Source organism: Bacillus sp. N1(2025), assembly GCF_053470005.1.
Window position 1 is genome coordinate 177,259 of the sequence record NZ_JBLTJB010000002.1, and the last position, 13,764, is coordinate 191,022.

Sequence of the window (13,764 nt, forward strand, 5' to 3'; positions counted from 1 at the left end):
GTTACCGCTCCTTTTTCATCGGTATCATAATGTCTTGTTCCTCGGCGACTTGAGCCGCTTTTTCATAACCTGCGTCCGCATGGCGGATGATGCCCATTCCCGGATCGCTTGTCAGAACGCGGGAAAGCCGTTGTTCCGCAAGGATGCTGCCGTCAGCGACCGCGACCATTCCCGCGTGAAGGGAATACCCCATGCCGACGCCCCCGCCGTGGTGAAAAGAAACCCAGCTTGCGCCTGAGGCCGTGTTGATCAGCGCGTTCAGCACCGCCCAATCGCCGACCGCATCGCTTCCGTCTTTCATCGCTTCTGTTTCCCGATTCGGAGAGGCGACAGATCCGCAGTCTAAATGGTCTCTTCCGATGACGATCGGGGCTTTCAGCTCGCCGTTTCTGACCAATTCATTGATGGCGAGCCCCATCTTTTCCCGTTCACCGTAGCCGAGCCAGCAAATACGGGACGGCAGGCCTTGGAATGTGACTTTTTTCTGTGCCATGTCAATCCAGCGGTGAAGGGCTTGATTTTCTGGAAACAGCTCTTTTAATAAAGCGTCCGTGCGGTATATATCTTCAGGGTCTCCCGACAGCGCAGCCCAGCGGAACGGCCCTTTTCCTTCACAAAATAACGGCCGGATGTAGGCGGGAACGAATCCCGGAAAATCAAAAGCATCGGCGAGACCCTCATCTTTGGCAACTTGACGGATATTGTTGCCGTAATCGAAGACGATAGCCCCTTTTTTCTTGAAGGCAAGCATGGCTTCCACGTGCTTTTTCATACTTTGCTTGGATAGCCTTACGTATAAATCGGGCTGATCCCGGCGCAGACGCCCGGCCTCTTCAAGTGAGTATCCTGCCGGAATATAGCCGATCAGCGGGTCGTGAGCGGAAGTCTGATCGGTCACGATGTCAATATGGACGCCGCGGTTCAAAAGCTCATGATGCACCTCAGCCGCATTGCCGAGAAGGCCGATCGATAAAGGTTCTCCGGCTTGTCTGGCTGCTTCGGCCCAGCGCAGCGCTTCGTCAATTGATGCGGTTTTACGGTCGCAATAGTTTGTTTCCATCCGTTTATCAATCCGTGTTTCATCCGCTTCAACGGCGATGACCACGCCATCATTCATCGTGACGGACAGCGGTTGGGCGCCTCCCATTCCGCCAAGACCGGCCGTCAGCGTAAGGGTTCCTTTCAGACTGCCGCCGAAATGCTGTCTCGCAAGCTCCGCAAAGGTTTCATAGGTGCCTTGCAAAATACCTTGTGAGCCGATATAAATCCAGCTGCCGGCCGTCATCTGCCCGTACATCATCAGCCCTTTTTTCTCAAGGTCATGGAAATGCCCCCAATCCGCCCATTTCGGCACGAGAACCGAATTAGCCAGCAGGACGCGGGGCGCGCGGCTGTGCGTGCGGAACAGTCCGACCGGTTTTCCGGATTGGATCAGCAGTGTTTCATCATCTTTTAACGTTTTGAGGGAGCGCTCAATCGCGTGAAAAGCATCCCAGTTTCGCGCGGCCTTGCCTATGCCGCCGTATACGATCAAATCCTCCGGCTTTTCGGCAACCTCCGGGTCAAGGTTGTTTCGGAGCATGCGGAGCACGGCTTCCTGCTCCCATCCTAAGCATTCAAGTTCGGTGCCGCGGCCGGCGCGGATTGATTTCTTTACATCAGTCATCTTGTCAGTCCCCCTTCATTGGTCATCAGTTTTTGGTGATGCTCATTCGGCAGAAAAGACTCCTTCTTCAGCCAGTCACTCAGATGCTCGATGTCATAAGAAAACACGCGGTCTTCTTGTATGGACGGCACGATGTTTCTCATTTCAAGATAGAGCTGTTTTGTGTACGAAGCGCAATGTTCCGCACCCCGGTATTCCACGGCCTGCAGCGCGCAAATGGCTTCAACGGCAAGCACCCGTCTCGTATTCGCGATGATCTGGTAGGCGTGCCTTGAGGCGATGGTTCCCATGCTGACGTGATCCTCCTGGTTTGCCGATGAAGGAATGGAATCGACACTGGCGGGATGGGCCAGGGTTTTATTTTCTGACACGAGGGAGGCCGCCGCATATTGCATGATCATCGCTCCGGATTGTAAGCCGGGCTGAGGGCTCAGAAAGGGCGGCAGGTCATTCAGCTGCGGATTCACAAGCCGTTCGATACGGCGTTCAGAAATATTCGCAAGTTCGGCCGCCGCTACTTTGAGAAAATCCATGGCAAAGGCGATCGGCTGTCCGTGAAAGTTTCCGCCTGAGATGATTTTGGCGCCGTCTTCGAAAATGAGCGGGTTATCTGTCGCGGCATTCATCTCAATTTCTAATTTTTCTTTTACATACGCTAATGTCTGCCATGATGCGCCGTGGACTTGAGGAATACAGCGGATCGAATAGGCGTCCTGGACACGCAGCTCCCCTTGGACGGTCGTCAGTTTGCTGTCTGACAAGTAATAGCGGATTCGCTCTGCGACATCCATCTGTTCCTGATAACCGCGGGCGGCATGAATGTCCTCGTCGAACGCATCGATAATGCCCTGAAGGCCTTCGATCGTTAAGCTCGCGATCCGTTCCGATTGATAGGCCAGTTTTTCGGCTTCGAGGTAAGCGATCAGCCCCATTGCGGTCATGGCCTGCGTTCCGTTGATCAGCGCGAGCCCTTCCTTAGAGGTCAGGACGGCCGGCTGAAGGTTTGTCTTTTCTAAAGCATGAGCTGTCGGCATCCGGGCCCCTTCGTAAAAGACTTCGCCTTGCCCGATAAGCGCCAGTGCAAGATGAGAAAGCGGCGCCAAATCTCCGCTCGCCCCTAGTGACCCTTGCTGCGGGATGACCGGGTGAATGCGATGATTGAGATACGCGAGCAGTTGATCAATCAGCTCAGTCCGCACGCCGGAAAAGCCTTTCAGCAAGGCATTGGCTCGCAAAAGCAGCATGGCCCGCGATACAGATTCCGGAAACGGATCACCGACGCCGCACGCGTGAGAAAGAATCAGATTCAGCTGCAGATCCGCGGCGTCTTCTTTTTGAATCAGCACATCGCTGAACTTGCCGAACCCCGTTGTAATCCCGTAAATGGTCTTCTCCTCCTGAACGATCCGTTCAACCGCCGCCCTGCTTTTTTTCACACGTTCCATGCTTTCGGCAGATGCCTGAACCTCTTCAAAATCAAACAGCACACGCTGGGCATCTGCGGTTGTCAGTGAGGAACCGTCTAACGTTACCATCATTTCAACCCCTTTTCCTTTACTTTGGTAAAGCGCCCATACAAAAAGGAGCTATGCCATGAAAATGATGTTTCACGCATAGCCCCCTATCATCTGAAATCTATGGGCTGATTCATATGTGATTAATACCGACTCCGAATGTTTCGTGCTCAAGCCCCTTAATCGGAGCTCCGATCGTGCCGTAAAGTGAAACGGCGATCCAATCGCCTTCCGCCTCGCTTTCATACGGATTTCCCCGCAAGACGGCAAACTTCAGGCCCACGGTACGAAGCAGCGAGCCAAGCAGCATTTCGCCCCGCGTCACTCCGTGCAAAGCTTCCATTGTGGCATGATACAGCGCATGTGATTCGCGATAACCCTCAGATTGAATGACGCCGCTCTTTTTGGAAGCGGTTTCAATTGCAGCTACCACCTTATGCGCATCCATTGAACCCACCCTGCCGAGACAGACTTTCCAGCCGTCCCGTTCCAGCCGGCTGATCTGCTGGTTTTCTTCAGTCTCATGAAGCAGAAGAAGGACGGACAGTCGCCCGATGCGGCGGTCTTTGTGTAAGGTCATATATGCTTCACTCAATTCTTAAATATTCTGATAACTAGTAACTGTTTTTTATATTAAGTGTTTGCGAATCAGAAGTCAAAACTTTTTTTCCAGTCTTTCACAAATCAGATTGCTATCGAAGTAAAGCGGTACATCGTGAAGCCGGCGCTGTTGATCACATATTTCCGCCATCCGCATCATAAAATGGAGCGTTGTCTTGAAAGCGTTTTAAGAAAAGAAGAGAGCGAGGAGATTTCAGAAAATGAAAACCAGTTTCTTTCGTGTGTGCCTGGTCTCAGCAGCGGTCATCGGGTTCACTCTGCCGCAGGCAAAAGCCCAGCATCCGGTTTTTTCAGAGGTCAGCGTGCATGATCCGTCCGTCATCAAAACAGGAGATACATATTATGTATTCGGCTCGCATTTGGCTTCCGCCAAGTCGAAAAACCTGATGCAGTGGCAGCAGATATCTTCAAGCGTCAATCCCAATAATCCCCTGATCCCGAATGTCTACACCGAATTAAAAGAGACATTCGACTGGGCCCAGTCTGATACGCTGTGGGCGCCGGACGTCGCCCAGCTGGCTGACGGGAAATATTACATGTACTATAACGCCTGTAAAGGAGACTCGCCGCGATCCGCTCTCGGTGTCGCCGTGAGTGACAAAATCGAAGGACCCTACAAAAACAAAGGCATCTTTTTGAAATCAGGCATGGAAGGAAAAAGCGAAGACGGCACGACGTATCATGCAAACGTTCACCCGAACGTCGTAGATCCGCAAACGTTTTTTGACCATAAAGGCAAGCTCTGGATGGTGTACGGCTCTTACTCCGGCGGAATTTTCATACTGGAAATGAATCCGAAAACCGGTTTCCCGCTCCCTAACCAAGGCTACGGAAAAAAACTGCTCGGCGGAAATCACAGCAGAATCGAAGGCCCGTACATCAGCTACAATCCGGAAACGAAATATTACTATCTGTATCTGTCATTCGGCGGACTTGACACAGCCGGCGGTTACAATATGCGTGTGGCGCGCTCTAAAAATCCGGACGGTCCGTACTATGACGCCGCAGGTCATAACATGCTTGATGCTAAAGGAAAAGACGGCAGTTTCTTCGACGACAAAGCAATTGAACCGTACGGGGTTAAACTCATGGGCGGCTATAGCTTCGCCTCACAATCTGAAAAAGGCACGGGCTACGTATCGCCGGGACACAACTCCGTGTTTTACGACGGGAAAACGAAACGATCATACCTCATTTTCCACACCCGTTTCCCGAACAGAGGAGAAGAGCATGAAGTCAGAGTGCATCGGCTGTACATGAACAAAGACGGATGGCCCGTTGCAGCGCCATACCGCTATGCGGGAGAACCGGATTCACACATATCGGCGGCCGCTGCATCCGGAATCTACAAACTCATCCAGCACGGAAAAGACATCACAGCTACGATCAAAACCCCAAAAAACATCCGGCTTAACAACGACGGCACCATTTCCGGGGAAATGACCGGAACCTGGTCAATAACGGACAGCAGCAAAGCCCGAATCAACCTGAACGGCACAAATTATGACGGCGTCTTCCTGAAAGAATGGGACTCAGCGAGAGAGAAAGAAGTTGTGACGTTTAGTGTGCTGAGCGGTGATGGGGAGGCTGTTTGGGGAGTGAAGTGAAAAAGCACCTACTCCAGTTTGGAGGGTGCTTTTTTCTTGCTAATTAGGAGAATGACCTTCTATTGCTTTTAATAAACTAATTGAATTATGATGGACTCAACCTCTATCATTTGTAGTGAATAGTATAAAATTGAAAACAAAAATTTGAATACATACCTATGAAAAAACGAAAGGAAGTTTAATTTTGAAAAAAACAATAAAAGTAGCCGCCGCAGTCATACAAAATGAAAACAATGAAATTCTATGTGCTCTACGTTCACCAACAATGTCTCTTCCTAATCTGTGGGAGTTTCCTGGTGGAAAGCTTGAAGAAGGAGAGAATGCTCGGGAAGCACTTGTAAGAGAAATTGAAGAGGAACTTGATTGTAAAATTGTTGCGGACGATGTGATAGCCGATATTCATCATGAATATGAGAAGGTCATCGTCAATTTAATTTCAATAAAAGCGAAGATTGTATCAGGGGAGCCGGTAGCAAAAGAGCATGCGGAATTCAGATGGGTGCCTATTCGTGAGCTAGAATCACTAGAGTGGGCACCCGCTGATCTTCCGACCGTATCTGCTTTAATTCGTTAAATCCACATACAAGTTTTCTGGGACAGGCTGATGGAGCTTCCATTTGACATTCATTGGCTTGTCTCCGTGGCTTGACACATAGTCTACCTCTCCTAAATAAGTAAATGGCAAGGTGATTTTATGCATTTTCTTGCATTTCCTTACAAACAAATGATAACAATAATCTTTTTGTTTATGATGAGTTATACTTTGACCACCCTTAGTTTCATGAGAGGTATGGTTAGGACTTTGCCAATGAAAGTGACTAGGATCAATAAAATAATCCTTGTAAAGTAGATGGTCTTCAACATCCTCTGATTTATTAAGAGTGACAAAAATTAAATACTGATTTTTGACTCTTTTTAAGCCCTCTCGCCAAGTCCCTTCCTGGTCAGTTGACTGAAAAAGATAAATGAGCTCATTTCTTGTGTAGGTTTGATACATTGTAAGCTTAATCTCTCTTGAAGCAAGGGCTTCTATATTGTTCATACGTCTAAATTCAATCAGTCCATAGTGGACGCGCTCCTTAATATACGGTCCGAATAATGGATCGTTTAATATCTCGCTCACTTCTGTATCTAACTTGAATGTATCACCTTGTAATGTACCAAAGCGCCAATTCTGTTTTTGATCTGATTTCGTTAAACGCTCCATTGCTCGCTGTATGAGGTCATCATGTGTATCTGTTGTGATTTGAATATGAAACTGTTTTTCTAACGATTCTTTTACATCTTCTATTGTGATGATATTTTTGTGAAAACCACTCTGTAAAATTAACCATTCATAAGGCCATTTAATAGGTAATTGCTGTTCTAATTTTGCTACTATCCCTACAACCAAGGGATTATTGAGAATTCCTTCATCTGTAACATTCAAATCGTCCATTTTCTTTTTGGTCTGTACCCACGATTTGTATTTCTTTATAAAAAAGGTAAGCCCAGGTGCCTGTTCAGAGTATAAAAAATCAATTAATTCTGGAGAGCGTCCTAGCTCTTGTTTAAATTGCTTGTATAACGTTTTCAGCATGGCATCTGAATTTAGTTTAATATGATCGATCTTATTTAAAATTTCTTTCTTCGTTACGGCTGAAAGGTCAACATAAGATCCTCCAGGTAAATCTGAAAACTCATGCGTCACAGCCACTCGGAGGGAATCTTTATCAAACGATTTTTGGCTTGTTTGTCCAGATAGTGCGAGTGGAATAACAAATGACTTTTGATAGTTTCCGATAAAATCCAGTATCGTTACAAACTCTTTATCGTCAGTTTTTCTAAGTCCCCGTCCTAATTGCTGAATGAAAATCGTTGGCGATTCTGTTGGTCTAAGGAACAATAGTAGATTGAGCTTTGGAATATCTATTCCTTCGTTGAAAATATCTACTGTAAATATAAGTTCTAAACTGTGGTGCGGATCCTCCAATTGACGAATGACCTCTTGTCTTTTTGCAGGAGAATCATTTCCTGTTAAGTAAGTTGTATAAAATCCCAATTTGTTAAATTCATCACTCATGTATATTGCGTGTTCGACGTTTGTACAGAAACCTAAGCCAACCATTTTCTCGCCGTAAAATCCATACATGTTGATCATTTTGATGATATATTCTACTCGTTTATGAGTTTTTAAATGATCTACTAGCGATTTCTCTTCGTACAGCCCATTTTTCACTTTTACTTTTTCGTAATCTACAGTATGATCTGAAATTCCAAAATAGTGAAATGGCGCAAGTAGCTCTGCCTTTAGTGCATCGCGGAGTCTGATTTCATAAACAACATTATGATCACAAATCTGAAGCACGTCTTTACCGTCAAGGCGCTCTGGTGTTGCAGTTAAACCTAATAAAAACTTTGGTGTAAAGTAGTTTAATATAGCTTGATAAGTAGATGCTTCTGCATGATGGAATTCATCAATCACAATGTAGTCAAATTCATCTGTTGAAAAGGATTCCAATGTTTCTTTTTTATGTAACGTTTGTACTGTGCTAAATAGAAAACGTTTATCTCTTTCTTTTTTGGTTCCAGTCAATAAACCAAAATCTTCATGATTATTGGTGACTTTCTGAAATGTTTCGATTGCTTTTGTAAGTAACTCTTCCCGGTGGGCAAGAAAAAGATATTTATTTGGTTTAAATTGCTCAAAATCAAATGCTGCTAAAAATGTTTTTCCGGTTCCAGTGGCGGCGATGATGACTGCTTTTGTCTCCCCTTCGTTTCTTGTTTTTTTAAGGTTTCGTAACGCTTCCTTTTGCATGGCATTCGGGGACATTTTCGTTTTGTAAAGAGAGTTTTGAGCAGCAAAGGAAGCACTTACCTTTTGGCTTCCTGCTTGGAATTCCTCATAGGCTTGTAAAAATTGTTCGTCAACAGGCTGTGTCTTTTCATTCCAAATAGTGTCAAACAAATCTTTTGTTTGTTGATAAACGGGGAGATATCTGGTTTCAGGTAGTCTAACATTTAACTCATACCCGGTCGTAAGTGCAGCTTGTGATAGATTTGAAGATCCTACAATGACACTATGCTGTCCAGAACAGCGTTCAAATAAGTATGCTTTCGTATGGAAAGATTTTTTATATTCATTTACAATTCTCAACTCAACATTTTCAAATTGAAGAAGATGTCTTAACGCCTTCGGTTCTGTAATACCCATATAGGTAGATGTAATGATGCGTACAGGGACATGTCTTTTCGCAAGCTCCTGAAGCGGAGGGATCAAAAGTTGAACACCAGACCACCTTGTAAAACTAACCATAAAGTCTACCCGATCCGCCGTTAACATCTCGTGTTTTAATGCTTTGAAAAAGTTATCATGAGTTTGATGATTTCCTAGCAGTTTCAGACGATGTAGAGAAAATTCCTCTGAAATAGGAAGTTCCATTTCGTTTAAACTATAAAGCACTGTGGAAAGTGGTAATGAAAAATTCGTATGTTGTCCAAGCTGAGAGGCAACCTTCTCGCTCAGCTGAATCGCTTGTTCATATTGATCTTGATCCACAAGTGTTTGAAATGTCTCGCTCAGTTGTTTTGCCGTATGTAAAGTCAAAACCTCTGCATATTCTTTTGGGCTGACCGGTTGAATGCGATGTGATGTTGGATAAAGTTTTTGTTGTTGCTGAATTTCCTCATGGAAGCCTCTATGATTTCTCATCATAATCTCCTTTTTTATATCAATAATTCCATTTTATCACTACTCTTACCAATAGGTAATACTAAAAAAGAAGAGAATAAAGTCCTATTTATTAAGCGCTTAAAAAATAACGCTGAGGTAGTTTGGTTTGGTATAAAGACGTCATCGCCACAAACGGAGAAAGTCTGTAAGCGCAATGTTCCGGAGCAAGCCGGCAAAATTGACATTCAGCAAAGAGAGGAGGACAATAAAAGCAGAAAGGCGGGATTCATATGTTTAAAAAAATTCTTGCAGCAGTAGACGGTTCAGACATGAGCAGCAAAGCTTTGGACGCAGCGATCCATCTGGCGAAAGAACAGCAGGCTGAACTCACCATTCTCTATGCGGGACGTGAAGCCGTTGTCTCCACATCAGCCTTAACAGGGATTGTCTATGTTCCGGAAAACTTCATTGAAGACATCAAACATGAAGTCGAGCAAAAAGGAGCGGCCATTCTGGAAGATGCCAAGCAGAAAGCGGCAGAAAGCGGAGTAAACGCGGAAAGCCTGTACGTCCAAGGCGAACCTGCGCATCAAATTTTAAACATAGCGAAAGAACAGCATTTCAATCTGATTGTCGTCGGAAGCCGCGGAATCAGCGGATTTAAAGAAATGATGCTCGGAAGCGTGAGCCATAAGGTCTCACAATTGTCTCCTTGTCCTGTACTGATCGTTCATTAAACGGAAGACCCTGCTGATGCGGGGTTTTTTTAATGAGAAAAGACCGCCGTCTTTCGAAAAATAGGATGAAATCTTCCTCTGAATCAAGTAAAATGGCTGTTAGTATTTGTCTGAATAAACAGTCAATGATATGGGGGAAGCAAATCAATGCAAGCTGAACAAACATCAAATGCCGTCATCAAAATGGTCATTTCCATGGTCATTTTCGGATCAATCGGCTTTTTCTCGGAACATACGAATGTGCCTTCAATTGAACTGGTCTTTGTGAGATGTCTGTGCGCCTCATTGTTTCTGGGCGTTTGCTGGTTTGGTTCGGGACGGTACCGCACCGAACAATGGAACCGGCGTGAGGTGCTGCAGACACTGGCCTGCGGATTTTTTCTCGTGCTGAACTGGGTGTTTTTATTTAAATCATTTGAGGAGACATCAGTGACGATAGCGATTTCCGTTTATCATCTGGCTCCGGTTCTCGTCCTTCTCCTAGGGAGCCTTATATACCGGGAGAAACTGCATATTGTGTCCGTCACTTCCATCGTGATTTGTTTTCTGGGCACCGCCCTGATTTCCGGTATCAACGGAAGTACATCATTTTCTCAGCTGATGGGATCGGGTATTATTTGGGCCGTGCTGGCCGCCCTTTTTTATGCTTTTACGACACTGGCCGGGAAAGGCATTAACAGCCTCAGCCCATACGCCGTCACCTGTTTGCAGACCGGATTGGGCGTTATCATTCTTCTTCCGTTCGTCCGTTTCGGCGCTTTTTCTGATTTGTCGCATGTGAACTGGATCATGATTGTGTCGACCGGCATCATTCATACGGGAATTGTGTATTTGCTCTTTTTTGACAGCTTGCGGTTTTTATCCACCCGGTTTATTTCAATCATCGTATTTCTTGATCCGGCGGTGGCGATTGTGCTTGACACCGTATTTACGGGATTTCGCCCCGACCTTTATCAATCTTTGGGGATTGTATTGATTTTTGCGGGAATGGCGCTGTCCCTGATTCGAAAGCAAAAAGCCGTGCCGTCGGAAACTCAGGCAGACAGCACCCGTATATAGGCGGCCGTACCGGCTGCTTTTTTTATTTTGGGGCTATTCAGCCATAACGAAAAAGCAGACAAACAGATCATGGAAAAAGAGGATAGTAATTGTATAATACTTCTTGTGTTTACAATTTAAGAGATTAAAGGAGTGAAGGGCATGATAAACAAGACGCGTCATCTCGCTTTCTTGGCTGCACTCGGCTTTGCGCTTTGTCTGGCCATCGTATGTTCCGTATCAAAGCAGGCAGAAGCGGCAGCGGCTTATCCGGATGTGATGCAGGGACTTACCGGATTTGCGGGAAATGCGAAGGACCATAACGGAAAAGCAAAATCCGCCGTATCGGGAGGCCAAGGCGGCCCCGTCGTCTACGTCAGCAATCTCAATGATCTGAAAAACAATGCGGGCGGAACGGATCGCAAAACCATCGTCATCACAAGTGATATTTCTTCCCCGGGTAAAGCCGTTGTGACAGTCGGCGCGAATAAAACCATCGTCGGCTCTTATACCAGCCACAGGCTGACCAACATCTATCTGACCACCGGCTCCGGCTCAAACAATGTGATTTTCAAAAATCTCATTATCAGCCATAGTGCCGCCATTACAGGCAACAACGACATTCCGATGTACATAGCGAACGGACAGAATTACTGGATTGACCACGTGTGGTTTGAAGGACACAGCTACAATCCGAACAGCCGCAGCGATTTGGGAAAGCTTCTGTATGTCGGCGCCAAAGCGGATTTTGTGACGCTGTCTAACTCTAAATTCACAGACCATCTGTACGGTCTGATTCTCGGTTATCCGAATGATGATAACGAAGGACGCAATTATATCGGCTATCCGCATATGACGATCACCAACAACTATTTTAATAACGTCTATGTGCGTTCACCGGGCCTGATGAGATACGGCTATTTTCACGCGAAAAACAACTATGTGACCAATTTCAATTTAGGATTCACCATTCATACAAACGCGACTGTCTTCTCAGAAGCCAACTATTTCGGTAACGGAAATGAAAAAGGCGGAATGATAGACGACTACGGGACCGCCCAATTCACCGACACCGGTTCATTCCCGTCGCTCAAAGCCCCGAAATCACCGCGCACCAGCTGGAATCCGAGATCAAATTACAGCTACGGCACGCTTTCAGCCCAGGACGCCAAAAACTTCGCCCAATCCTACGCGGGAGCGCAAAATACAAATCTCCGCTATCCATAATACGAAAAACCGCCGGCAGCCGGCGGTTTTTTTATATGAATAAAAGGTTAGAAGTTCCTGTTCTCTCTAAAATAACCTTTAATATCTACTTGTATTATGGATTTGTATTACAAGTGGGGTATCTGTAAAATTTTAAAAAAGAACAAGTGAAAAAGCAGTCCCCCGAATGGCCCGGCAAAACGTCAGGGTAAAGCGGCGGCATTTCGCGTATAATGAGGGGAGCCGGACAGAGAAGGAGTTTAGTCATGAATGAGTTTAATGAATATGCGATCAGCCCCGAGATCCGACGGGCGCTGAATGGCTTGCAATACACCGAGCCGACTGAAGTGCAGCGGCGCGTCATCCCCGCCGCGCTGCAAAAAAAAGACCTCGTCGTCAAATCGCAGACGGGCAGCGGCAAAACCGCGGCTTTCGGCATTCCGATCTGTGAGCTTGCGGAATGGGAGGAAAACAAACCGCAGGCACTGATTTTAACGCCGACCCGCGAGCTTGCGGCGCAGATTAAAGAAGATATCACGAATATCGGCCGTTTCAAACGGATAAAAGCCACGGCGGTTTTCGGAAAAGCTTCTTTTGACAAACAGAAAACCGAACTGAAGCAAAAAAGCCACGTTGTTGCCGGAACGCCGGGGCGTGTGCTTGATCATATAGAGAAAGGGACGCTGCCGCTTGAACGGCTGGCGTATGTGGTGATTGACGAAGCGGATGAAATGCTGAATATGGGATTTATTGAACAGGTGGAAGCCATCATTCAGCATCTGCCGAAAAACAGAGTCACCATGCTGTTTTCAGCGACGCTGCCGGATGACGTCGAGAAGCTGAGACGCACATATATGAAAGACCCTGAATTGATTGAAGTAAAAGCGGAAGGCCTGACGACAAAAGACATTGAGCATTTTGTCACCAGAACAGAAGAAGAGGACAAAACATCTTTGCTGCGTGATGTCCTGATCACCGAAAACCCGGACAGCTGCATCATATTCTGCCGGACAAAAGAAAGAGTCATCCAGTTAACCGATGAGCTGGACAGGCTGGGCTACCCTTGCGATAAAATTCACGGCGGAATGGTGCAGGAAGACCGCTTTGACGTCATGAATGAATTCAAGCGCGGCGAGTTCCGCTATCTCATTGCGACCGACGTTGCCGCCAGAGGAATTGATATTGAAAACATCAGCCTCGTCATCAATTATGATATTCCGCTTGAAAAAGAAAGCTATGTGCACCGCACCGGCAGAACGGGCCGCGCCGGACACCGCGGACGGGCCGTCACGTTTGTGACACCGTCTGAATCGCGGTTTCTGAATGACATTGAGACATATATCGGTTTCCGCATCCAGAAGCGGGAGGCGCCGTCCGAGAAAGAAACAGCGGAACGGAAAGCGGCTTTTGCGGAAAAACTGAACGCCCGCCCCGATGTCAAAACAGACAAAAGCGAACAGTTAAACAAAGACATCATGAAGCTGTACTTTAACGGCGGGAAAAAGAAAAAACTCAGAGCGGTCGATTTTGTCGGAACGATTGCGAAAATCGACGGCGTTTCAGCTGATGATATCGGGATTATCACGATTCTGGACAACGCATCGTACGTCGAAATTCTGAACGGCAAAGGTCCGCACGTTCTTGACATCATGAAAAATACGACGGTCAAAGGCAAAAAACTGAAAGTCCATAAAGCCAAGAAATAAAAAAAGAAAGCCTG

10 protein-coding genes are annotated in these 13,764 nt (G+C 46.4%); 6 read left to right on the forward strand and 4 right to left on the reverse strand.

Translation table 11 applies throughout. From position 1 onward, the window contains the following. Position 1: 1 nt before the first annotated feature. From hutU to hutP, 3 genes are all read right to left on the reverse strand, one after another. On the reverse strand, positions 2–1,666 hold the full coding sequence (gene hutU, locus ACNFN4_RS05765) for a urocanate hydratase (RefSeq protein ID WP_100262102.1): 1,665 nt from the start codon (positions 1,664–1,666) through the stop codon (positions 2–4). Beyond that, the gene (gene hutH / locus ACNFN4_RS05770; RefSeq protein WP_014722041.1) at positions 1,663–3,201 is read right to left on the reverse strand and encodes a histidine ammonia-lyase; all 1,539 of its coding nucleotides are present in this window, start codon (positions 3,199–3,201) and stop codon (positions 1,663–1,665) included. Before hutH ends, hutU begins: the two co-directional genes overlap by 4 nt. Before the next feature lie 112 nt (positions 3,202–3,313). Continuing rightward, entirely contained in the window at positions 3,314–3,760 is a 447-nt protein-coding gene (gene hutP / locus ACNFN4_RS05775) for a hut operon transcriptional regulator HutP (protein ID WP_004393292.1), read from the reverse strand. A gap of 241 nt (positions 3,761–4,001) precedes the next feature. On the opposite strand from hutP, the gene ACNFN4_RS05780 reads away from it, so the two are divergent. Further along, complete coding sequence (locus ACNFN4_RS05780; protein ID WP_137987931.1) at positions 4,002–5,408, forward strand: glycoside hydrolase family 43 protein; 1,407 nt, start codon at positions 4,002–4,004, stop codon at positions 5,406–5,408. Between the two features lie 184 nt (positions 5,409–5,592). Continuing rightward, positions 5,593–5,982, forward strand: coding sequence for a (deoxy)nucleoside triphosphate pyrophosphohydrolase (locus ACNFN4_RS05785; RefSeq protein ID WP_014419264.1), 390 nt, complete (start codon positions 5,593–5,595; stop codon positions 5,980–5,982). Here the strand turns inward: ACNFN4_RS05785 and ACNFN4_RS05790 are convergent. After that, entirely contained in the window at positions 5,971–9,102 is a 3,132-nt protein-coding gene (locus tag ACNFN4_RS05790) for a DUF3427 domain-containing protein (protein ID WP_448200056.1), read from the reverse strand. The two genes, ACNFN4_RS05785 and ACNFN4_RS05790, sit on opposite strands and share 12 nt — an antisense overlap. Before the next feature lie 251 nt (positions 9,103–9,353). Here ACNFN4_RS05790 and ACNFN4_RS05795 point away from each other — a divergent pair, with 251 nt between their 5' ends. The 4 genes from ACNFN4_RS05795 to ACNFN4_RS05810 all read left to right on the forward strand — a co-directional run bounded on the left by ACNFN4_RS05795 (position 9,354) and on the right by ACNFN4_RS05810 (position 13,750). After that, on the forward strand, positions 9,354–9,800 hold the full coding sequence (locus tag ACNFN4_RS05795; protein WP_017418568.1) for a universal stress protein: 447 nt from the start codon (positions 9,354–9,356) through the stop codon (positions 9,798–9,800). Positions 9,801–9,947: 147 nt separating this feature from the next. Continuing rightward, entirely contained in the window at positions 9,948–10,859 is a 912-nt protein-coding gene (locus tag ACNFN4_RS05800; RefSeq protein WP_017418569.1) for a DMT family transporter, read from the forward strand. A 141-nt stretch (positions 10,860–11,000) separates the two neighbouring features. After that, entirely contained in the window at positions 11,001–12,065 is a 1,065-nt protein-coding gene (locus ACNFN4_RS05805) for a polysaccharide lyase family 1 protein (protein ID WP_280144750.1), read from the forward strand. A gap of 245 nt (positions 12,066–12,310) precedes the next feature. Beyond that, on the forward strand, positions 12,311–13,750 hold the full coding sequence (locus ACNFN4_RS05810; protein WP_072177492.1) for a DEAD/DEAH box helicase: 1,440 nt from the start codon (positions 12,311–12,313) through the stop codon (positions 13,748–13,750). The last annotated feature ends 14 nt before the right edge of the window (positions 13,751–13,764 follow it).

Coding starts and splice junctions, on each gene's coding strand:
- hutU (WP_100262102.1), bottom strand. CDS start 1,666: ATGACTGATGTAAAGAAATCAATCCGCGCCGGCCGCGGCACCGAACTT.
- hutH (WP_014722041.1), bottom strand. CDS start 3,201: ATGGTAACGTTAGACGGTTCCTCACTGACAACCGCAGATGCCCAGCGT.
- hutP (WP_004393292.1), bottom strand. CDS start 3,760: ATGACCTTACACAAAGACCGCCGCATCGGGCGACTGTCCGTCCTTCTT.
- ACNFN4_RS05780 (WP_137987931.1), top strand. CDS start 4,002: ATGAAAACCAGTTTCTTTCGTGTGTGCCTGGTCTCAGCAGCGGTCATC.
- ACNFN4_RS05790 (WP_448200056.1), bottom strand. CDS start 9,102: ATGAGAAATCATAGAGGCTTCCATGAGGAAATTCAGCAACAACAAAAA.
- ACNFN4_RS05795 (WP_017418568.1), top strand. CDS start 9,354: ATGTTTAAAAAAATTCTTGCAGCAGTAGACGGTTCAGACATGAGCAGC.
- ACNFN4_RS05800 (WP_017418569.1), top strand. CDS start 9,948: ATGCAAGCTGAACAAACATCAAATGCCGTCATCAAAATGGTCATTTCC.
- ACNFN4_RS05805 (WP_280144750.1), top strand. CDS start 11,001: ATGATAAACAAGACGCGTCATCTCGCTTTCTTGGCTGCACTCGGCTTT.
- ACNFN4_RS05810 (WP_072177492.1), top strand. CDS start 12,311: ATGAATGAGTTTAATGAATATGCGATCAGCCCCGAGATCCGACGGGCG.